General features: G+C 64.1%; 20 protein-coding genes. 13 read left to right on the top strand and 7 right to left on the bottom strand.

What is annotated here, in order from left to right; genetic code table 11:
- The first annotated feature begins 92 nt into the window (after positions 1-92).
- From ABIE40_RS21175 to ABIE40_RS21145, 7 genes are read left to right on the top strand one after another with little or no spacing between them, the layout of a single operon-like run.
- On the top strand, positions 93-1049 hold the full coding sequence (locus ABIE40_RS21175) for a threonine/serine dehydratase (protein ID WP_199625626.1): 957 nt from the start codon (positions 93-95) through the stop codon (positions 1047-1049).
- Positions 1046-2002 carry a Rossmann-fold NAD(P)-binding domain-containing protein gene (locus tag ABIE40_RS21170; RefSeq protein ID WP_199625625.1) on the top strand — a complete coding sequence of 319 codons (957 nt, stop codon included), beginning with the start codon at positions 1046-1048 and terminating at the stop codon, positions 2000-2002. Before ABIE40_RS21175 ends, ABIE40_RS21170 begins: the two co-directional genes overlap by 4 nt.
- A gap of 39 nt (positions 2003-2041) precedes the next feature.
- Positions 2042-3199 carry a M20 metallopeptidase family protein gene (locus ABIE40_RS21165; protein WP_354541101.1) on the top strand — a complete coding sequence of 386 codons (1158 nt, stop codon included), beginning with the start codon at positions 2042-2044 and terminating at the stop codon, positions 3197-3199.
- A gap of 17 nt (positions 3200-3216) precedes the next feature.
- Complete coding sequence (locus tag ABIE40_RS21160) at positions 3217-4329, top strand: DUF2817 domain-containing protein (protein ID WP_199625624.1); 1113 nt, start codon at positions 3217-3219, stop codon at positions 4327-4329.
- A 7-nt stretch (positions 4330-4336) separates the two neighbouring features.
- Positions 4337-5326 (top strand): ornithine cyclodeaminase family protein, encoded by a 990-nt coding sequence (locus ABIE40_RS21155; protein ID WP_199625623.1) that lies wholly within the window; start codon positions 4337-4339, stop codon positions 5324-5326.
- A 21-nt stretch (positions 5327-5347) separates the two neighbouring features.
- A complete protein-coding gene (locus tag ABIE40_RS21150) occupies positions 5348-6295 on the top strand; it encodes a threonine ammonia-lyase (protein ID WP_199625622.1) in 948 nt (315 codons plus the stop codon).
- A gap of 22 nt (positions 6296-6317) precedes the next feature.
- Complete coding sequence (locus ABIE40_RS21145) at positions 6318-7202, top strand: alanyl-tRNA editing protein (RefSeq protein WP_199625621.1); 885 nt, start codon at positions 6318-6320, stop codon at positions 7200-7202.
- Between the two features lie 27 nt (positions 7203-7229).
- Here ABIE40_RS21145 and ABIE40_RS21140 read toward each other — a convergent pair whose 3' ends face one another.
- Both ABIE40_RS21140 and ABIE40_RS21135 read right to left on the bottom strand, forming a co-directional pair.
- Complete coding sequence (locus ABIE40_RS21140; protein ID WP_199625620.1) at positions 7230-8384, bottom strand: metallophosphoesterase; 1155 nt, start codon at positions 8382-8384, stop codon at positions 7230-7232.
- A 119-nt stretch (positions 8385-8503) separates the two neighbouring features.
- A complete protein-coding gene (locus ABIE40_RS21135; protein WP_199625619.1) occupies positions 8504-9223 on the bottom strand; it encodes an SDR family oxidoreductase in 720 nt (239 codons plus the stop codon).
- Between the two features lie 141 nt (positions 9224-9364).
- On the opposite strand from ABIE40_RS21135, the gene ABIE40_RS21130 reads away from it, so the two are divergent.
- On the top strand, positions 9365-9952 hold the full coding sequence (locus ABIE40_RS21130) for a TetR/AcrR family transcriptional regulator (protein ID WP_354541100.1): 588 nt from the start codon (positions 9365-9367) through the stop codon (positions 9950-9952).
- Here ABIE40_RS21130 and ABIE40_RS21125 read toward each other — a convergent pair.
- Genes ABIE40_RS21125 through ABIE40_RS21110 form a run of 4 tightly spaced genes read right to left on the bottom strand, consistent with a single transcriptional unit; the run spans position 9949 to position 14474 of the window.
- A complete protein-coding gene (locus ABIE40_RS21125) occupies positions 9949-11229 on the bottom strand; it encodes a beta-ketoacyl-ACP synthase (protein WP_199625618.1) in 1281 nt (426 codons plus the stop codon). The genes ABIE40_RS21130 and ABIE40_RS21125 overlap by 4 nt on opposite strands.
- 14 nt (positions 11230-11243) lie before the next feature.
- Positions 11244-12821, bottom strand: coding sequence for a DHA2 family efflux MFS transporter permease subunit (locus tag ABIE40_RS21120; RefSeq protein WP_199625617.1), 1578 nt, complete (start codon positions 12819-12821; stop codon positions 11244-11246).
- 12 nt (positions 12822-12833) lie between these two features.
- On the bottom strand, positions 12834-13922 hold the full coding sequence (locus tag ABIE40_RS21115; RefSeq protein WP_199625616.1) for an HlyD family secretion protein: 1089 nt from the start codon (positions 13920-13922) through the stop codon (positions 12834-12836).
- A 15-nt stretch (positions 13923-13937) separates the two neighbouring features.
- Positions 13938-14474 carry a winged helix-turn-helix transcriptional regulator gene (locus ABIE40_RS21110; protein WP_112714611.1) on the bottom strand — a complete coding sequence of 179 codons (537 nt, stop codon included), beginning with the start codon at positions 14472-14474 and terminating at the stop codon, positions 13938-13940.
- A gap of 241 nt (positions 14475-14715) precedes the next feature.
- Between ABIE40_RS21110 and ABIE40_RS21105 the strand changes: the two genes are divergently transcribed.
- From ABIE40_RS21105 to ABIE40_RS21085, 5 genes are all read left to right on the top strand, one after another.
- Positions 14716-16215 (top strand): glutamine synthetase family protein, encoded by a 1500-nt coding sequence (locus ABIE40_RS21105; protein WP_199625615.1) that lies wholly within the window; start codon positions 14716-14718, stop codon positions 16213-16215.
- Between the two features lie 26 nt (positions 16216-16241).
- Positions 16242-17543: an aromatic ring-hydroxylating oxygenase subunit alpha gene (locus ABIE40_RS21100; RefSeq protein WP_354541099.1), complete on the top strand. Its 1302-nt coding sequence runs from the start codon at positions 16242-16244 to the stop codon at positions 17541-17543.
- On the top strand, positions 17540-18181 hold the full coding sequence (locus tag ABIE40_RS21095) for an aromatic-ring-hydroxylating dioxygenase subunit beta (protein WP_354541098.1): 642 nt from the start codon (positions 17540-17542) through the stop codon (positions 18179-18181). The genes ABIE40_RS21100 and ABIE40_RS21095 overlap by 4 nt, the downstream gene beginning before the upstream one ends.
- A gap of 36 nt (positions 18182-18217) precedes the next feature.
- Positions 18218-19231: a PDR/VanB family oxidoreductase gene (locus ABIE40_RS21090; protein WP_199625613.1), complete on the top strand. Its 1014-nt coding sequence runs from the start codon at positions 18218-18220 to the stop codon at positions 19229-19231.
- Between the two features lie 126 nt (positions 19232-19357).
- The gene (locus tag ABIE40_RS21085; protein ID WP_199625612.1) at positions 19358-20245 is read left to right on the top strand and encodes a MurR/RpiR family transcriptional regulator; all 888 of its coding nucleotides are present in this window, start codon (positions 19358-19360) and stop codon (positions 20243-20245) included.
- Between the two features lie 43 nt (positions 20246-20288).
- Here the strand turns inward: ABIE40_RS21085 and ABIE40_RS21080 are convergent, their stop codons facing one another.
- Positions 20289-20942 (bottom strand): GntR family transcriptional regulator, encoded by a 654-nt coding sequence (locus ABIE40_RS21080; RefSeq protein ID WP_199625611.1) that lies wholly within the window; start codon positions 20940-20942, stop codon positions 20289-20291.
- Positions 20943-20959 lie beyond the last annotated feature (17 nt).

Genomic DNA, 20959 nt, shown 5'->3' with positions numbered 1-20959 from the left:
GGATGCAGACGCAGTGTCTCCCCATGGATTTTTTGTCTAGTCTTCGGCCCGCTGAGACGATCGCCCGTCAGCATTCAAGAATGGAGTTTTATGTGAGCATTTCTGAGACAATCGAAGCGGCAGAACGCCGCATCCGCCCCTACGCACGCGAAACGCTGCTGGAGGCATCGCCGACTTTCTCGGACAAGATCGGCCAGGAAGTTCTGCTGAAGCTCGAAAATCTGCAGCACACCGGATCCTTCAAGCTGCGCGGCGCGCTGAACAAGATCCTCGCCATGGGCGACGAGGCGGCAAAGACCAAGGTGGTCACCGCTTCCTCCGGCAATCACGGTGCGGCCGTCGCCTATGCGCTGCGCGTCATCGGCGGCAATGGCCTGGTCTTCGTTCCCGAGGGCGCCTCGCCGTCGAAGGTTGCCAACATCCGCAAGCTCGGCGCCGAAGTCGCCTTCTACGGCGATGACAGCATCGACACGGAAATCCATGCCCGCGCCTATGCCAAGGAGCATGGCTGCCTCTACGTTCCGCCTTACAACGACTATGAGGTCATGCGCGGCCAGGGCACGATCGGCGTCGAGCTGATGCGCCAGAGCGCCGGTCAGCCGATCGACAATCTTTTCGTCTCCGTTGGCGGCGGCGGCCTGATCGGCGGCATTGCCGCCTATATGAAGGCAGTCTCGCCGAAGACCCGCATCATCGGCTGCTCGCCCGCGAATTCCTGCGTCATGGCGCGGTCGGTCGAGGCCGGTTCAGTTCTCGATCTGCCCTCCGACGATACCCTGTCCGATGGGACCGCCGGCGGTCTGGAATCCGACACGATCACCTTCCCCTTCTGCCGTGATCTCGTCGACCATTGGGTCGATGTTTCGGAAGAAGAGATCGCCGAAGCCATGCGCACCTTCATCGACGGCCATCATATGCTGCTCGAAGGCGCGGCCGGTGTGGCGCTGGCCGGTCTCTGCAAGGTCGCTCCCGAGTGGACCCGTGGCCGTTCGGTCGCCGTCATCTGCGGCGCCAATGTCAGCCGCGATGTCCTGAGGAGCGTCATTTGACCCCCTCCGCCCGTCTTTTCTCGCCTGAGGAAATCCGCAGCCGCCTGACGGCGATCAATCCGGTCGTCTGTGTCGAGGAGGCGTTCCGCGCCTTCTCGGCGGGTGATGCGATCGTTCCGGCTCCGGGCGAGCTGATCTTCGATAATCCGCCCGGCGATGTGCACATCAAGTATGGCTATATCGGCGGCGGCGAATTCTATGTCGTCAAGATCGCCTCGGGTTTCTATGAAAACCCGCGCCATGGCCTGCCGAGCAGCAACGGTCTGATGCTTGCCTTCGAGCGCCAGACGGGGGCGCTTGCCGCCATTCTCGACGATCGCGGGCACCTGACGGATATCCGCACGGCAGCCGCCGGTGCGGTCGCGGCTAAATATCTGGCGCCCGCTGAGGTCGACACGATCGGCGTCATCGGCACCGGGATGCAGGCCGAACTGCAGGTGAAATTCCTGCAGACGGTCCGCCCCTGCAAGAACGTGCTCGTCTGGGGCCGACGCAAGGAAGGCGCCGAAGCCTATGCCGAAAAAATGCGGCAGGACGGCTATTCGGTGACCGTTGCCGGAAGTGTCGAGGAGGTAGCCGAGCGCTGCCGGATCATCGTCACGACGACACCGAGCATCGTCCCGCATCTGCATGGCGCGATGATCCGCAAGGGCACGCATATCACCGCAATGGGCGCCGACACGCCAGAGAAGCGCGAGCTGCATGCCGATGTCTTTTCGGCGGCCGACATGGTCGTCGTCGACAGCCGCGTCCAGGGATCGCTTCGCGGCGATCTGAAGGGCGCGCTCGATGCCGGTACGGTGGATATCGGCCGCGTCAGCGAACTCGGCCAGATCATTGCCGGCGATGCCAAGGCGCGCTCCGGCGCCGACCAGGTGACGATTGCCTCGCTCACCGGTCTTGCCGTGCAGGACGTGGCGATCGCCTCGGCAGTAATTGCGGGAGACGCGTGATGTCACGCATGCAGGCCATGGTTTTCGGGAGTGAGTGCCGTGCTTGAGTTGATTGTTGATGCCTTTCCTAGCCTGAAGGCGATGCGCCACGAGATGCATAGGCATCCGGAGCTGTCGCTGGAGGAAGAATGGACGGCGGCCTTCGTCGCCGATCGCCTTCGCGAGCTAGGCATCGAGGTTCATACCGGCATCGGCGGCCATAGCGTCGTCGGTGTCATCCATGGTTCGGCGCCTGGGCCATCCGTGGCGCTGCGCGCCGATATGGATGCGCTGGCGATCCATGAGCAGAGCGGTCTGCCCTATGCCTCAACGACGACCGGCAAGATGCATGCCTGCGGCCATGACGGCCACACGGCGATCCTGATCGGCGCTGCGACGCATCTCGCCCGCACCCGTCAGTTCCGCGGCACCGTCTACCTGTTCTTCCAGCCCGCCGAGGAGCGCTATGGCGGCGCGCAGATGATGATCGACGACGGGCTTCTCGCCCGCTTTCCGGCGGAACGGATCTTCGGCCTTCACAACTGGCCGGGCCTTCGGGCCGGTGCCGTCGTCGTCCATGATGGACCTGTGATGGCCGGAACCGGCGAATTCGAGGTCACCTTCACCGCGCGCGGCGGCCATGCGGCGATGCCACATCTGACGGGCGACCCGATTTTGGCTGGTGGCCATTTCGTCACCGGCGTCCAGCAGATCGCGGCGCGCGCGATCGATCCCCTGAGCGCATCGGTCGTGACGATCGGCTCCTTCCAGGGCGGTATCGCCCAGAACATCATTCCGACGAAGACGGTGCTGACCGGCACCTTCCGTGCCTTCAGCCTCGATACGCTCAAGCTGATCCAGCGCCGTCTCGAAGAGATCGTCGGCTCTGCGGCCGCGATTGCCGGTGCGCAGGGCAGCATCCGTTTCGACGACGGGCTCTGCCCGCCGGTTGTGAATACAAGGGCGGAAGGCAAGCTGATCCGCGACGTCGCTGCCGATCTCTTCGGCGAAAGCGAGCTCGAAAGCCTGCCGCCGACCATGGCGGGCGACGATTTCGGCGTCTTCCTGCAGCACCTGCCGGGTGCCTATATCTGGATCGGCAACGGCGAGACGGGCGAGGGCGCCGGCCTGCATCAGCCGGGCTACGACTTCAACGACGATATCCTGGTGCGCGGCGCAAGCCTTCTGGCGGCAACGGCAGAGCGGGCGCTGGCATGACGGGCGGAGGCGCAGCCATGGACGACCGCAGTTTCCTGGATGACTTCTCGGCCGACTTTGCTTCGGCCCGCCGGAAGTTCCGTGAGGCCTGCGCCGGTGCGGCAAGGCTCGACGCCTTCCCGCATCCCGGGAAGGGGCCGGATGGCGAGGCGCTCACCACTGACGTCGCCTATTTCGGCCGGGCGGACGCTCCCTATCTCGTCGTCTCGGTCTCCGGCACGCATGGTGTCGAGGGCTGGGCCGGATCGGCCTGCCAGATCGGCTGGATTCGTGCTGGCATGGCGCTGCCCGACGATGTCGCGATGCTGCATATCCATGCCATCAATCCCTGGGGCATGGCCTGGGACCGCCGCCAGCAGGAAGACAATGTCGATCTCAACCGGCACTATGTCGACTTCGCCAACCCGCCTGCCAATCCCGACTATGCGGAACTCTACGAGCACGTCATGTGCCCCGAAGACGATGCCATCAGCCGCAGTGCCGCCGATGCGGCGCTTGCCGCCTATCGCGAGAAGCATGGCCGCCTGACCGCCGGCATGACGCTGCAGGGCGGCCAATATTCCTTCCCCGATGCTCCCTCCTATGGCGGTGCTGCGCCGGTCTGGAGCCGCAAGACGATCGACGAAATCTTCGCCCGCTATTGCGGCAAGGCGAAGCGCATCGCCGTCATCGATATCCACACCGGTTACGGTCCTTACGGGTATGGCATTCCGCTCTGGCACATGCCGGGCGGACCGCAGCTCGACAAAGCGAACATCCTGTTCGGCCCGACCATCGAGGCGCCACTTGCCGGCGATCGTGCCCATGAGGAATTCATCCAGCACGGCCATTTCTACGGCTATTGCGAAAGCCAGCTGCCGCATGCCGACGTGATCGCCATGTGCCTGGAATTCGGCGGCGAATGGCTGGCCGATGGCCAGCGCGCCCGGTTGGAGCGCAATGACGCGCTGCTGTGGCGCGATGCGGATCGCCTGTCCGGCGAAGCGCGCGCCGCCCGCCGACGCTGGCGCGATATCCACTGCCCCGACCGCGACGACTGGCGCGAAATGATCTGGTTCCGTGGGCGCCAGGTCTTCCGCGAGGTGGCCGAACGCATCCGCCTCAATGACGAAACACCAATGCCGAAATGACCCCAGCATGACATTACGCATCATCGACCAGCCCATCGTCCGCGAATTGCTGACCATGCCCGTTTGCATCGGCCTCATGGAACAGGCCATGCAGGCGACCGCCAAGGGCGAGACACTGCAGCCGCCGCGCTGGATCATCGGCCTGCCCGGCGATCAGGGCCGCGGCTTCGGCCTGATGCCCGGCGCCATGGATGCGCCGGCGAGCTTCGGCGCCAAGCTGACGGCCGTTTATCCGGAAAACGGCGCCAAGGGTCTGCAGTCGCATCGCGGCATCATCGCCCTCTTCGAGGCCGAAGGTGGCGCGCCGGTGGCGATCGTTCATGGCGGCGAGGTGACGGCGATCCGCACGGCTGCCGCGAGCGCGCTGGCGACCCGGCTTCTTGCGCGGCGGGATGCCGATGATCTGGCGATCCTCGGCTATGGCGAGCAGGCGCTGCAGCATCTGCGCGCCATGGCCGCCGTCCGCAAGCTCCGGCGCGTTCGCGTCTGGGGCCGCTCGGCCGAGCGTGCTGCGCATTTCGCCCGGGAAGGCCGGGAAGCCGTCGATTGCGAGATCGAGATTGCCCCGACCGTCGAAGCGGCCGTCGCAGGCGCGAGCCTGATCTGCACGGTAACAGGGGCGGCCGAACCGATCCTGGCGGGACGGATGATCAGCCCCGGCGCGCATGTCAACGTCGTCGGCTCGAGCGTTGCCGCAGCCCGCGAGATCGATGTCGATGCCGTCGAGAAGGCCCGGTTCTTCGTCGACTACAAGCCTTCGACCCTGCTGCAGGGCGGCGAGTTTCTCGCTGCCAAACGCGAAGGGCGCGTCGGCGACGATCATATTCTTGCCGAGATCGGCGAGATCCTCACCGGCAGCAAGACCGGACGCCGGACGGACGATGAGATCACCATCTACAAGTCGCTCGGCATCCCGGCCGAGGATCTCGTCTGCGCGCATTACCTTTATACAGCCGCTGCCGAGCGCGGGCTTGGCGCCAGCGTCGCTTTTTCATAGTCAGGACGGAGAAGGATCATCATGAGCTTGCTCGCCGATATCGAACGCGCCCGCAGCGCCGTTCAGCCGCACATCCACCGCACGCCGCTCTGGCGCTCCACCACCCTGTCGAAGATGATCGGCGAGGAGGTCTATCTGAAGGCCGAGCTTCTGCAGAAGACCGGTTCCTACAAGCCGCGCGGCATGATCTGGGCGCTGATGTCGCTCTCCGACGCCGAACGCGCTGCCGGTGCGATCACCTTCTCCGCCGGTAACGCGGCGCAAGGGCTTGCCTATGCCGGTGCAGTTCTCGGCGTGAAGACGGTCGTGATCATGGCGGCCACCGCCAACCCGACCAAGGTTCAGGCGACGAAGGACTACGGCGCGGAAGTGATCCTCCACGGCACGCCGCAGGAAGCAGCGCAGTTCTGCCTCGATACGGCCAAGGCGCGCGGCCTCACCTATATCTCGTCCTATGACGACGACGCGCTGATGACCGGCCATGCCTCGCTCGGCTGCGAGATCTTCGAGGATCTGCCGGATGTCGGTACGATCTTCCTCGGCATGGGCGGGGGCGGCATGGCCGGTGGTCTCGCCAAGGCGGCGATCGCGCAGGACCGCGCCGTCGCGCTCTTCGGCATCGAGCCGGAGGGGGCGCCCGCCATGTATGAAAGCCTGAAGACCGGCAGCGCCGTTCGTCTGCCTGTCGTCAAGACGATCGCCGATGGCCTTGCGGCGCCGAGCGCGGGTGTGAAATGCTTCGAGCTGGTGCGCCAGCGTTTCGAGGATGTGCTGCTCGTCAATGACGAGCAGATCGTCGAGGCGATGAAGCTGCTGATGCAGCGCTGCAAGCTGATGCCGGAGCCTGCGGGTGCGGCGGCTCTTGCCGGCCTGCTTGCCAATCGCGACCGCGTGCGCGGCAAGGGCCCGGTGGTCTGCGTCGTCTCAGGCGGCAATGTCGATCTTGCCCTGCTCAAGCAGTGGCTCTGAAATAATCTCTAGGAAAAAGCATATGCGTTTTGAAACTGATGTCAGGGAAAGCACGCTGGTCACCTTCGCCGCCGGCGAGGTGAAGGGCAGCGGCACGGTGCTGTTTGCCGGAGCCGGAGAAGACGGCAACACGCTCGTCGTCTGCGACAGCACGCCGGTTCATCCGGTGAGCTTCCGCTGGCCCGACCAGCCGGCCGACCGCGGCACCATGACCGGCGCCGATGGTGTCAGCCATCCTGTTGTCGATGCCCTGACCGGAATGGCCAATAGCGAGACCGGCGAGCTTGTGCTCGGCGAAGATGCCCGCGCGCTCGGCCGCACCGGCGACGAATGGAAGAGTGTCGTCGTGCATGTCGTCAGCGGCGCGAAGCCGGCTATCGGTAGCGCCGTATCGATCGAGGTCGATGCCGATTACCGCCGCAAGCTCAGCGTTGCGCATACCGCCGCGCATCTCTCCGCCTTCGCGCTGAACCGCGCTTCCAAGGCCTACTGGACGAAGGACGGTGCTGCCGTCGATGGCCTCGGCAGCCCCGATCTCGACAAGGAAGCGATCGTCAGCGCGTCGCTGTCGGAGAATGTCTCCGTCGATACCTACCGGGTGGGCAAGACGCTGCGCAAAAAGGGTTTCGAGCTCGACCGCTTCATCGCCGATCTGCCTGGCGTCATCGCCGCAGCAAACGAGACGTTGAAGGGCTGGCTCTCGGCACCGGGCGCGATCTCGCTGACCCCGGTTCCCTCGACGCTCGATGCGCGCCGCCTGTGGCAGTGCAGCCTGGATGGCCAGGATGCGCAGATGTATTGCGCCGGAACCCATGTCGCCGATCTCTCCGACCTTGCCGAGGTCACCGTGCTGATCGAAGCCGCCGAAAGCGGCTTCGTCATGCATACGAGAGCGGCCGGCCGCTAAGATCAAACTCTCCTGGTGCCCGTTCGCTCAGCGGCCGGGCACCAGCCTCAAGCGGGTGATCTCGGAGGGTGCTGCAAGCCTCAGCGGCGGTCCCCAATAGCCGGTGCCCCGGCTGGTATAGACCCAGAGATCGCCGAGCTTCGCCAGCCCGTGAACGAAGGGCTGCTGCAGCCGCACGAAGAACATCCATGGCAGAAACTGGCCGCCATGCGTATGACCGGAGAGCTGCAGCGTAAAGCCTGCCTCCGAGGCTGCCGCGGCGCTGCGCGGTTGGTGGGCCAGCAGCAGGCGGAAGGGCACGTCGGGCGCACCGTCGATCGCCTTTGCCGGATCACTCTCATGCGCCGGGTCGAAATGACCGCCGCCGTAATCCGTGACCCCGGCGACCACCGCGCGGGCCGTACCGTGGTCGATCACCACATGCTCGTTCATCAGCACGTTCAGCCCGAGGCGGCGGAACTCGGCGATCCAGGGATCGGCGCCTGAATAATATTCGTGATTGCCGGTAACGAAGAAGGCGCCGTGACGGGCGGACAGCGCCCTCAGCGGCTGCGTATGCGACAGCAGCTGTGAGACGGAACCATCGACCAGATCGCCGGTGACGGCGATCAGATCCGGCTCCAGCGCATTGACCGATGCAACGATGCGCTCGACATAGCCGCGCTTGATCGTCGGGCCGATATGGATGTCGCTGACCTGGACGATGGTGAAACCATCGAGATCGTCATCGAGCCCCGCTATCGGCACATCGACCGTCTTCACCGGTGCGAGGCGGCGCGCGTAGTAGAGACCGAACAGGCTGAGCGCCAGCGCCAGGACGGGAACGGCAACAGCGCTATAGTCCGTCAACAGCGGGATCGCTTGCGCGTGTCCGGTCACCCAGGCGACGATATTGGCGGCGATCAGAATAATGTCGCGCAGCACCGTTAGCGCCAGCAGCGAGGAGAAGAAGCCCATCGCCGAGAGGCCCGCCCAGGCGATCCGGTCGGAGAGCGGTTGCCGGGCAATGCGCCGGGCCGACATGCCGAGCGGGATCAGGATGAGCGATACGAGAAGGAAGATCACCGCGAACCAGGTGACCCAGCTGCCGGCCGGGGCGGCGGAGGTCAACCGGATGCCGACATAGAGATGCAGCAGGATGCCGAACGTCAGGACGCGGGCGAAAAACGAGATCGGGAGCATGGTGGCCTTGGAGCAGGGGACGGGCGGTATCCCATCCTATATGTGAGGGCCGCCTGCATTATGCAAAGGGGCTCGAAGCGAGGCCGGCGAGGCCGGCCCCGCATTGATCGGGAGCGATGTCAGCCCGCCGCGGCCATGGCCGCCTCGAGGCTGCGGCCGTCATTGGCCCAGAGATGCTCGATCTGCTGCGCCGTCGGGTCCGGGAAGATGTAGGCATCGCCGTTTTCGAGGCCGCGCACGATGTTGGCGGCAGCATGCTCCGGCGTTACCTTCTGCAGCGGGATATGTTTGGCGAGGTCGGTAGCGATCGGGCCCGGATAGATGCCGATGACAGCGATGCCCGAAGGCTTCAGCGTGCCGCGCAGCGTCTGCGTCAGGGAGTGGAGCGCGGCCTTCGACGCGGAGTAGCCGCCGAGCGGCGGAGCGGAAACGAGGCCGACGATGCTGACGACATTGACGATCGTGCCCGAACCACGAGCGGCAAAACCCGGCACGAAAGCGCGGATGACGCGGAGCGTGCCGTAATAATTGGTCTCCATGTCACCGTTCAACTCCTCATGCGAGCTGGTGATGAAGTCGTTGAAGGCCAGGCTACCGGCATTGTTGAGCAGCACATCGACATCCGGAGCGGCGGCGAGCGCCTGCGCCACGGAGGCGTCGCTGGTGACGTCGAGCTGCAGCGGCACGACGCGCTGATCGCCGAAATCGGGAAGCGAGGCAAGATTGCGGGCGGTGGCGTAGATTTTCTTGACGCCGGCTCCGAGCAGTTCGCGCACGGTTGCCGCGCCGATGCCGCGGTTGGCGCCAGAAACGAGGACGACCTTATTCTTCAGTGACATGACATTCCTTCCCGAGCGTTGCTTCGGCAAATGGGGGCAAGATGTAAACCGATCTGTTTACATGAGGAGTGAGATAAACAGATCTGTTTACCTTGTCAACGTGATTTGCTAATAGGTCTCTGAAACGCAGGGAAGGTGATGATGTCCGCGACGACCGCGATGCCGGCGAAAAAGCTTGAAATCCTGAAGCTCGCCTTCGAGCGCTTCTATGACGGCGGCTTCCATGCCACCGGCATCGACAGCGTCATGGCCGAAAGCGGCATCTCGAAGCGCACGCTCTACAAGTATTTTCCGTCAAAGGAGGATCTGATCGAGGCGGTGCTCGACTATTACGGCGAGGGCATTGCCGACGCCTATTTCGCACCGGCCCTAGCCGCCGACAGCGATCCACGCGCCCAGATTCTTGCCTGTTTCGACAGCCGCCGCGTAATGCTGGAGGCCGACCGGCGCGGCTGCCTCGGCGTGCGCGCCTCGCAGGAATATGCCGGCAAGCATGAGGGTATCGCCGCCCGTGGCGAACGGCTCGGCTACTATGTCGAGCAGCGCTTCATCGAGATGTGCGCCCGCTTCGGCGCGGCCGATCCGAGCGCGCTCGGAAAACAGATCGCCGTCCTGTTTCAGGGGGCGCTGGTGATGGCGCAGGTCTGCCGCAACTCCGATCCCTTCGCCTCTGCCACGCTGGCCGTCGGCACCCTGCTCGACAGTGCGGCGCGGGCCGGGCGAGCTTAGGCCGGCTCCAGCGCCATGACGAGGCTGGCGTTCTGTCCGCCGAAGCCGAAGGAGTTCGAGAGGACGGCGGAGACCTGCTTGTCGCGCTTGCGGTTCGGCACCACGTCGAGCGCGATCGCCGGATCGGGATTGGCGTAGTTGATCGTCGGCGGCAGCGTGCCGGTCAGCATCGTCTGCAGCGAGAAGACGGCCTCGACGGCGCCGGCCGCGGTCAGCGTATGGCCGATCATCGACTTGTTGGAGGATAGCGGAATGCCCGCGAGCGCATCGCCGAAGACCGCCGACATCGCGCCATATTCCATCTTGTCGTTCTCGGGCGTCGATGTTCCGTGGGCATTGATATAGCCGATGCCGCTTTCATCGAGACCGGCATCGGCGAGAGCCGCGCGGATCGTTGCGATCGCCGGGCCGCCATCGGGTGACGAGCGGGTGCGATGGAAGCTGTCGGCCTTGTCGCCTGCGCCCTTCATGATGCCGAGGATCCTTGCACCGCGGGCAACGGCGGTTTCCAGCGATTCCAGCACCAGCGTGGCGGCGCCTTCCGCTATGACGAAACCATCGCGGTCCTTGCTGAACGGCTTAGAAGCCTTGCTCGGCGGGTCGTTCTGGGTCGACAGAGCGGAGAGCAGCAAGAAGCGGATCAGCGCTTCGGCGCTGAGCGAGCCATCGGTCGCGACCGTCAGCGCCCGCTCGGTGCGGCCCTGGCGGATGGCCTCGATGCCGAGCTGGATGGCGGTGACGCCAGACGCGCAGGCCGTCGACAGCGTCACCGGCAGGCCGCGGGTGCCGAAGCGATCCGACAGCCGCTCGGAGATCGCGCCGAAGAGTGCGGCCTCGTAGAAATCAGGATCGTTTTTTGAACGCATCGCGGCGAGGAAGCGCTTGTAGCCGTCGCCCGGATGATCGGATGGCGGCGCGCGGTCGGCGAGCTCGAAGCGAGCGCTCCATTCCGGCTCGATCGGCGGAGCCGCCAGAAAAAGCGGGCCGTTGAAATCGCCGGAGAGGCCGGCCTGCGCCAACGCCTCGATCGTCGTTTCGCGGGCGAAGGCATAGGCGCGCTCGACGGCGTTCGGCGCGGGAGTGCCGATGAAATCGACGGTGCCGGCGATCCGGGTCGAGAGCCCTTCCGTCGGGAAGCGGGTGATCGCGTGAATACCCGAGGTTCCCGATGTCAGGGCATCCCAGTTATCCTTCATGCCCTGACCGAGCGAGGTGATGATGCCCATGCCGGTGACGGCGACAACCGGGCGGCCGAGGTGATCCCTGTAAGCTGTCATTTCATTGCTCCTGATCAGTGACCGCCGCCGCCTGGCTGCGCGCCCTTCGGCGGGGTGACGTTGCGCAACAGCGGCACGAGCGCGGTGGCGAAGACGAAGGCAACCATGATCACCCGGAAGGCATCGGCATAGGCCATGGTCGAGGCTTCGCGATAAGCGAGCTTGAAGAGTTGCTTCAGCGCTGCGGTGTGGCCGTCATTGATGCTTCCGGCGACCTCCGAATAGCGCTGTGCAACGCCGCCCGTCAGCCGCTCCATGGCGCCGTTTGCGGGCGTCAGGTTGGAGGCGATGGCGTTGAAATGCATGTTGGTGCGGTTGTTGATGATCGCCGCGCTGACGGCGATGCCGACGGCGCCGCCAAGATTGCGCATCATGTTGAACAGGCCGCTTGCATATTTCAGCCGTTCCGGCGGCAGGCTGCCGAGGCCGAGCGTCACGCTTGGCGCCACCGCGAAGACCTGCGGGAAGCCGCGGAAGACCTGCGGCCAGAACAGCTCGTCGCCGCCCCAGTCATGGGTAATGTAGCTGAAGCCCCACATGGAAATGCCGAAGGAGGCAAGGCCGAACATCATCAGCCAGCGGATGTCGTAGCGCTTGGCGAGCATGATGTAGAAGGGCACGCCGATCATCGATGCGGCACCCGTCGAGAAAACGGCAAGTCCCGTCTCCCAGGCATTGAAGCCGCGCACATAGCCGAGAAACAGCGGCGTCAGGTAGATGGTCGAGAAGATGCCGATGCCGGTGACGAAGGAGAGCAGGCAACCGATCGCGAAATTGCGGTTTCCGAAGGCGCGCAGATCCACGACCGGCTTTGAATAGGTAAGGCTGCGGACGAAGAACAACAGGCTGGAGATGGCGGCGATCGTCGCGGTCGTGCGGATCGTCTGGTCGTCGAACCAGTTGGCGCGCGTTCCTTCTTCCAGCGTGTATTCCAGCGTCCCGAGCGCGATCGCCATCAGCACGATGCCGGGATAATCGGCTTCCTTGAGGAGCTTCAGGTCGGGCTCGTCGATCTTCACGAGGATGGCGACGAGGACGGCAATCAGCGCACCGGGCACGACGTTGATGTAGAACAGCCAGTGCCAGTTCCAGGTATCGGTGATCCAGCCGCCGATGACCGGTCCGAGCGTCGGCGCGACCGAGGCGATGGTGCCGACGACGGCAGCGGCATAGACCCGCCGCGGGCCGTCGAAATAGTGGAAGGACGAGGTGAAGACGGTCGGGATCATCGAGGCGCCGAGCAGACCCTGCAGGGCGCGGAAGACGATCATGCTGTCGATGTTCCAGGCGAGCCCGCAGAGCATGCTGGTCATGGTGAAACCGGCAGCCGAGGCGGTAAACAGCCAGCGTGTCGAGAACACGCGCGTCAGCCATCCCGATAGCGGGATGACGATGATCTCGGCGATCAGATAGGCGGTCTGTACCCAGCTGATCTCATCCTGCGAGGCCGACAGACCGCCGCCGATATCCTGCAGAGAGGAGGCGACGATCTGGATGTCGAGCAGGGCGATGAACATGCCGAAGCACATCACCACGAAGGGCAGCAGACTGCGAACCCAGCTTTGCTGGGCAGGCGTGACGGGGGCTGTCATTGTCCACTCCTGTCAGGGGCGTGTGTCGACCGTGACTGTCGTCGACAGGCCGGGGCGCAGCACTTGATCCTTGAGAGAAGCATCGTCGAGCGTGACGCGAACCGGCACGCGCTGGACGATCTTGGTGAAGTTGCCGGTGGCGTTTTCCGGCGGGATGACGCTGAAGGTAGCGCCGGTCGCCGGCGCGATGCTGGTGACGGTGCCGTTCAGATCGTGGCCGGGATAGATGTCGGCGACGACGGTGACCTTCTGGCCAGACTTGATGACGGCGAGCTGGTCTTCCTTGAAGTTGGCATCGATCCACAGGCCCTTGTCCGGGATGACGCTGAGCAGATAGCTGCCATCGGAGACGAAGGCGCCGATCCGGGCGGCGCGGTTGCCGACATAGCCGTCAACCGGCGAGCGGATCTCGGTATAGCCGAGGTTCAGCCGGGCGGTCTCGACATCGAGCTTGGCGCCTTCGAGCGCCGACTCGCCCTGGGTGATCTGGGTGTTCAGCACCTGGATTTCCTGCCGCGCCGCGGTGAGCCCGGCCTCGGAGGCGTTGACGGCGGCTTTGGCCTGCATGTCGGCCATCACCGCCTTCTGGGCGTTCTGCTCGGTGCCGGTGCTCTGGCTGGCGAGGTTCTTGTAGCGGACGGCGTCGATCTCGGTGAAATCCGCGGCCGCCTTCTTGGCTTCGAGATCGGCCTCGGCCTGCTTGACCAGCGAGGCCTGCATGTCCGACTGGGCGTGCAGATTGTCGAGGCTGGCCTGCTGTTCGCGCACGGCAGCTTCGGCGCGGTCAAGTGCCGTCTTGAAGGTGCGGTCGTCGAGGCGCACGAGCAGCTGCCCGGCGCTGACATGCTGGTTGTCGCCGACGAGCACGGCCTCGATATGGCCGGAAACGCGCGGCGAGAGCGCCGTGGTATTACCGCCGATATAGGCGTCGTCGGTGGTCTCCAGGAAGCGGCCGGTCTGCGACCAGTAGTAGCCGTACCAGCCGGCGCCGCCTGCAATGGCGATGAGGGCAAGAATGCCGAGCGGGCGCTTCAGGCTTCTCTTCGGCTTCAGGGCAACGGCGCCCTGCGAGAGTTCGGATTCAGTCACGACCTTATTCATGGCCATGCTCCAGTCTTATTGTTCTTGGTTGGAAAGGGGCGGACGCTCGATCAGCGCCGTGCCCGGCGCCTCCGAACGGAAGGGGTAGCGGGCCTGCAGCGTCTCGCCGGCGGCGGGACCGGCAGCAACGTCATATTGCGGCTTGGCGAGCGGGTTGCCGGTATTGCGGTCGACCAGCACGGGATCGGCCCAGGCGCCGCTCTCCTTGTCGACGATGACAAGGCTCGGTCCTTCCGGCGCAAAGTTGCGGTTGCTCCAGGCGATCATCGACCAGATCACCGGCCGGAAATCTTCGCCGCAGGCCGTCAGCACATATTCGAAACGCTGCGGCCGCTCCTGATACTGCCGGCGTTCGAACAGCCCGGCTTTCACCAGAGCATCAAGGCGGCGGGTCAGCGTCGCCGTCGCAATGCCAAGGCTCTTCTGGAAATCGTCAAATCTCGTCACACCGCGCATCGCGTCGCGAAGGATGAGGATGCTCCACCATTCGCCGACGCGATCGAGGCTGCGGGCCACCGGGCACTGCATGGATTTGAAGCTCTTATTCTGCATCTCGCCACCTAGTAGCTTTCATCATTGAAGTTACGATACGCCGACCAATTGCATTTTGCAAGCGGTTCGTGACCGGTCGCTTAAACAGGGCAAATTCGGCGCCGTCGAAGCCCGCAAATCAAGGCTTGGATACGGATGAAAAATTTCAGACATCAAACCGGATGTTTGTAATTTTTCATATTGACAGCATGATGAAAAAAAATGAACATGTGGCCATAGCTTCAGAAAAAAGGGAACAGCTATGGACACGACACCGGTATTTTCCGGCTTTATCGATGAGTTTGGGCTTTGGACGGAAGAGCAGCGCGAAGCGGCGCGCGACATTGCGGCGCTGGTCGATAGCGGCAAGCTGAAGACTTTCCGCGTCTCCGTGCCGGATGCGCAATCCAAGCTGCGGTCCAAGACGCTGCTGCCCGATGCCTTCAAGTCGGCGCTGCGCGATGGTGTCGAGTTTACCAGCGCATTCTTCAGCTTCGATTCTGCCGAAGGTGTCGCCTACAATCCGTTCGGCAAAAGCGGCGGCATCGGCCTCGACGAGATGCATGGCTTCTCGAACGCGATCCTCGTTCCCGATCCACTGACCTTCCGCGTGCTGCCCTGGGCGCCGACTGTCGGTTGGGTGCTCTGCGACATCCATCTGCGCAGCGGCAAACCGGTGCCCTTCGATGCGCGTCACCAGTTGAAGTCGTCGATCTCCCGGCTGAAGACGCTCGGTTTCGAGCTGGTCACCGGTCTGGAAGTCGAATTCTACGTGACCCGCGTGCTCGACCAGAATCTCGGCGAAGAGCATATGGGCGGACTCGGCGTGCCGCCGACGCCGCCGACGGTCGAGGCGCTCTGGCGCGGTTTTGCCTATATGTCCGAAGACCAGCAGGACCGGATCAGCGAGATCACCGATTCCCTGGCCGAGAACTGTCTCGGTCTCGGCCTGCCGCTGCGCACCATGGAAGACGAGATGGGGCCGGGGCAGCTGGAATTCACTTTCGACGTCCAGGATCCCCTCAAGGCTGCCGATTCCATGGTGCTGTTCCGCTCGATGGTGAAGCAGACCATGGCCCGCATGGGCCTGCACGCCACCTTCATGACCCGGCCGATCTTCCCGAGCTTCGTGGCATCCGGCTGGCACCTGCACCAGAGCCTGTCGTCGCCGGGCAATCGCAATGCCTTCGTCGCCACGCCGGGTACCAACGAGCTGCTCTCGGCAACCGGTCAGGCCTATGTCGCCGGTCTCCTGGAGCATGCAGTCGAGGCTTCGGTCTTCACCACGCCGACGGTGAACGGTTACCGCCGCCGCAAGCCGAATTCGCTGGCGCCGGACCGCTCCACCTGGGGCTATGACAACCGCGCCGCCATGGTCCGCGTCCAGGGCCGGCCCGGTCACCGCTCGTCGCATATCGAAAACCGCATCGGCGAGCCGGGTGCCAACCCCTATCTCTACATCGCCTCGCAGATCCTCAGCGGCTGCGACGGCCTGGAGCGGCAGCTCGATCCCGGTCCGGTCGAGGCCAGCCCCTATGAGGCGGCGCACCGGCCGAAGCTGCCGACCAATCTGATGGAAGCGACGGCTGCCCTCGACAAGAGCCAGTTCTTCAGGGCGGCGATGGGCGATCAGTTCATCGATTGGCTGGTCGGCATGAAGAAGAGCGAAATCAACCGCTTCCTCGCAGCCGAGCCCGACTGGGAGAAGAACCCCGATGCCGTGACCCAATGGGAGCACCGTGAGTATTTCACGCGCTACTGAGACGGCAGCAACAAAGGAAAATTGACGTGAACGTTCACACTGCAACAAGGGGCTTCGGTCATCTGATCGAAGACCGGCGGGTTCACCGTACCCTTTACACAGACGCCAGCATCTTCAATCTCGAGATGAGCCGCATCTTCGGCGGCACCTGGACGTATCTCGCTCACGCCAGCGAGCTGCCGAACCCGAACGATTTCGTGCGCAAGCGGCTCGGCTTGCGCCCGGTCATCGTCACCCGCGACCGCGAGGGCAAGTTCCACGGTCTGTTGAACCGTTGCACCCATCGCGGCGCGACGATCTGCCGGCAGGACGAGGGCAATGCGCGCCGCTTCACCTGTCCCTACCACAACTGGTCCTTCACCAATACCGGCGAACTTGCCGCGGTGCCGATGGAGGAGGGCTACGGCCCGTCCTTCAACAAGAGCGAGCTCGGTCTCGGCAAGCTGCGCGTCGAGAGCTATCGCGGCTTCATTTTCGGCACGTTCAATCAGGACCTGCCGGACCTGAAGACCCATCTCGGTCCCTCGGTGCAGCTGCTCGACGAGTGGCTTGACCGCTGGCCGGGTGCGGAAATCCAGCTGCGCCGCGGCGCCCACAAGCTGATGTGCGCCGGCAACTGGAAGCTCATCTACGACAACGCTGCCGACGGCTATCATCCGGGCTTCTCGCATGCCTCGCTGCTGCGCATGCGCAAGGATCGCTATGGCGGCGGCGTCGACATGCAGTGGACGCTGGGCAATGTCGACGACGGCCTGCAGACCGTCGCCGATACCGGCAATGGCGGCACCTTCATCGACCAGCGCGCCGAGATCACCCGCTACTGGGACCAGTCTGCGCCGATGCCGGGCGAGGATGCCTATGCGCGCATCATCCGCGAGCGTCTCGGCGAAAAGGGCGAGGATGCGCTCGACGTCGTCATGGGCTCGGGCATGAACCTCAACATCTTCCCGAACCTCCTGATTATCGGCAACCAGATCCAGGTTCTGGAGCCGCAGAGCGTCAACCAGACCCATATCAACTGGTATGCGACGGCGCTCGTGGCCGACGATCTGCCGGATGAGGTCAACTCGCTGCGCATGCGCCTGCAGGAGGATTTCCCGTCCTTCGGCGAGCCGGACGATCTCGCCAATTTCGAGGAATGCCAGGCCGGTCTCGAAATCGAGGAAGTCGCCTGGGTTCAGACCAGCCGCCATCTCGATACCGGCAAGGAATATATCGGCGCCAAGGGCATGCTGACCGGCCCGGTTTCCGACGAGTTGCCGCTGCGCGTCTTCTGGCGGGAGTGGCTGAAACGAATGGAATCCGGCAACGCATGGGTGACGCAATGAACATCAAGACAGACCCGATGCAGGGCGGCTTCACGCTCGAAGACATCCTGCGCGACACGCTGGATTCGACCTATATCGACGATGCCTATTACGCCAAGCTGCGCAACGACATGGTCGAGTGGGACGGCAAGGGCACGCTGCTCAGTGAAGCCGAGCGGCATATCTACGAGGCGCTGATCACCGAGGAAAACTGGCTGCTCGACCGGCGCGCCTTCGAGCGCTGGTATCAGCTTTACAGCCGCAAATGCGTCTACTGGGTTCCGGCGGTCGGCGATCTGCCCGATCCTGTCAGGGCCGATCCTCAGCGCCAGGTGACGATCGCCTTCGACGACCGCCGCCGTCTCGGCGACCGCATCGTCTGGCTGCGCACTGGCGTTGCCTATTCCCAACTTCCGCCCTCCTACACCTCGCATATCAGCACGGCCTTCGTGCGGATGCCGTCGGAGAACAAGTCGGAAGTGAAGGTGCGCTCGCAGTTCCTGATCCAGGAGATGCGCGCCGGCCACGAGATCCAGACCTTCAGCGGCTGGATGGGGCACGTCTTCGTCGAAGAGGACGGGATCACCAAGATCGACCGCAAGGTCGTCTGCCTGCTCGATGCCCCGCGCAGCCACCACAACATGACGTTCCTGCTGTGAGATAAGATGATGAACGCCTCTGCTGCAGCCTTCAGAATGCCCCCAGAAACCGCGGTCGCGCCGAAGTTCCGTCTGCGGCTCACCGTGCAAAGCAAGGAGGCTGCAGCCGATGGCATCGTGAGGCTGCGGCTTGCCGGGGCGGACCTTCCGGCTTGGGAGCCGGGAGCCCATATCGAGCTTGCGCTTCCCGGTGGATTGGCGCGCGCCTATTCGATCGTCTCTGGCGATCCAGGCCGCAGCTACGAGCTGGCGATCCTGCGCGAACCGCAGAGCCGCGGCGGCTCGCAATATGTTCACGAGCAGTTGCTGCCGGGGGATACCGTCTTTACCACCGAGCCGAAGAACTCCTTCGCTCTGGAACCGGCCGGGTATCACGTCTTCGTCGCCGGAGGGATCGGCATCACCCCGATCCTGCCGATGATCGACAGGTTGAAGCAGGAGGGAAGACCCTGGCGGCTCTACTATCTCGGCCGCTCGCGCGGGCGGATGGCCTATCTGGAGACGGTCGCCGGACTTTCGCCCTCAAACCCCGGTCAGGCCGGCATTCACATCGATGATGAGGGTACGAGCATCGATCTTGCAGCGCTGGTCGATGGCCTGCCGGATGGAACGGCAGTCTATACCTGCGGTCCGAACGGGCTGATGGATGCGCTGGCGGCGCAGGTTGCGCGCCGCCCGTCGATCCATCTCCACATGGAGCGCTTCGGCCGCGCCGAGATCGCCGTTGCCGCAGATGTCGAGGCGATCGCCGACGATGCCACGCAGCAGGCTTGCGATGCCGATGGCGCTTTCGAGGTCGAGCTGCGCAAGACCGGCGCGACTGTCACCGTCGGCAGGGGCCAGACGATCCTCGAATGCGCCCGCACGGTCCGCCAGGGCCTGTCCTTCTCCTGTGCCGACGGCTATTGCGGCACCTGCGAGACGGCCGTGCTTGCCGGGCTGCCTGAACATCGTGATACGGTGCTGTCCGATGAGGAGCGGCAGGCAAACCGGACGATGATGATCTGCGTTGGCCGATCGAGAACGCGCAAGCTGGTGCTCGACCTCTAGCACCTGGGGCCGATCACGGTCGGTCCTAGCGCCTTCCGGTTCGTCTCGATATTCGTCCGGCCGGGCTTGCCGCAGGCCGGGCGGTCGAATACAACCGAAACGGCAATGGTGGCGAAAAAAGGCGGAATGACAGAGAAAGACGGAGCCGATGGGACTGTTTCACAGCGCATCAGGGTGCTTCGCGATCGCTTGCCGCCAGCCGAACTCGCCGTAGCCAATTCGATTTCCGAAAATTACCCGATGGGCGGCCTCGTGCCGATCGTCCAGCTTGCCGCCAATGCCGGAACAAGCCCGCCGACCGTCGTCCGCTTCGTGCGGAAGATGGGTTTCGAAGGCTATCCGGAATTCCAGGAAGCGCTGCGCCAGGAGGCCCAGAACCGGCTGTTTTCGCCGGTTGGCAGCTATCCCAACAATCGCGCCTCCTCGGATGAATCCTCGCCCGCCGGGCAGGCGCAGCTCGTCTATCTCGAAAGTATCCGCAACACCTTCGCCTCGCTCAGCGATGACGAGATTGCCAATGCGGTGCGGCTGCTCTGCGACCGGGAACACGATATCGTCGTGGTCGGCGGTCGTTTCAGCCAGGTTCTGGCCCAGCAGCTCTATCGCTACCTGTCGATCCTGCGCCCGCAGGTGCGTCTTTCGGTGCCTGATATTCATAGCCTCGTCGACATCAGTCCCTCGACCGTTGCCGTGATCTTCGATTTCCGCCGCTACCAGCAGACGACGATCAACTGGGGCATCGAGGCGATCAATAAGGGCGCTAAGATCATTCTGGTCACGGATCAGTATCTCTCGCCGCTTGCCTCCAAGGCAACGGCGCTGCTGACCGCCAGCAACAAGGGCCTGGAACCCTTCGATTCCATGACCGCAGCCTTCGCGCTGACCGAGCTCCTGATATCCGAAACCGCGAGGACGCTCGGAGAACCCGCCCGCAGCCGCCTGACGGAATTCGTCCAGCGGCAAGATGACGAAGACCGGTTGATTCTCAAGTTCGAACCGCCGGTTCGCGATTAGGACCGATATACTCGGCTCAACCTGAACTGAATGTCGATCGGTCCTAGCCTTTCGGCCTCGTTTCCCGCGATGACGGCTTGCCGTCAGCGGTCGCACGTTCGAGCGCCCGGATATGGGCGTCGAGCAGCGATACTGCAGCGTGATAATCCCGCTTTCTCAGCGCATCGACGATCTGCCGGTGGGCGATGCTGGATCCCGGCCGCCAGCCGGCCGAGCGGGTTGCCGAGAAGATGATGCGCGAGTTGGCGAGCTGCAAGTCGTCGAGCATCGCCAGCAGTCTCGGCATGCGGCAGGCGCTCACCAGTTCGCGATGAAAGACGCGGTTGGCGCTTTCCCATTCGGCGATGGTCTCCGCCTTGTCGCCGGCAGCCAGCGCCAGCTCGATCCGCTCAAGCGCCGCCGCATTGATCCGCGGGGCGGCATGCCGCAGCGCCAGCGCCTCCAGCGCGGCGCGAATCTCGACGGTTTCCTGAATCGAGGCCTGATCCAAGGGGGCGACGCGCATGCCGCGGCGCGGCAGGCTGACGGCGAGCCCCTGGGCGCGAAGCAGCTGCAAGGCCTCGCGGGCGGGCACATGGCTGGCGTCGAATTCCTCGGCGATATGGTCCTGCCGAAGTGGCGTTCCGGCCGCCAGCTCTCCGGAAACAATTCTCTCCCCGATCACCCGGGCCATGCGTTCTGCGACAGTTTCAGCCATGGTATTCCATAGATAAT

The organism is Rhizobium sp. OAE497, assembly GCF_040546565.1.
In the GTDB taxonomy this organism is placed as follows: domain Bacteria; phylum Pseudomonadota; class Alphaproteobacteria; order Rhizobiales; family Rhizobiaceae; genus Rhizobium.
This window is presented reverse-complemented; position numbering and strand designations above follow the sequence as displayed.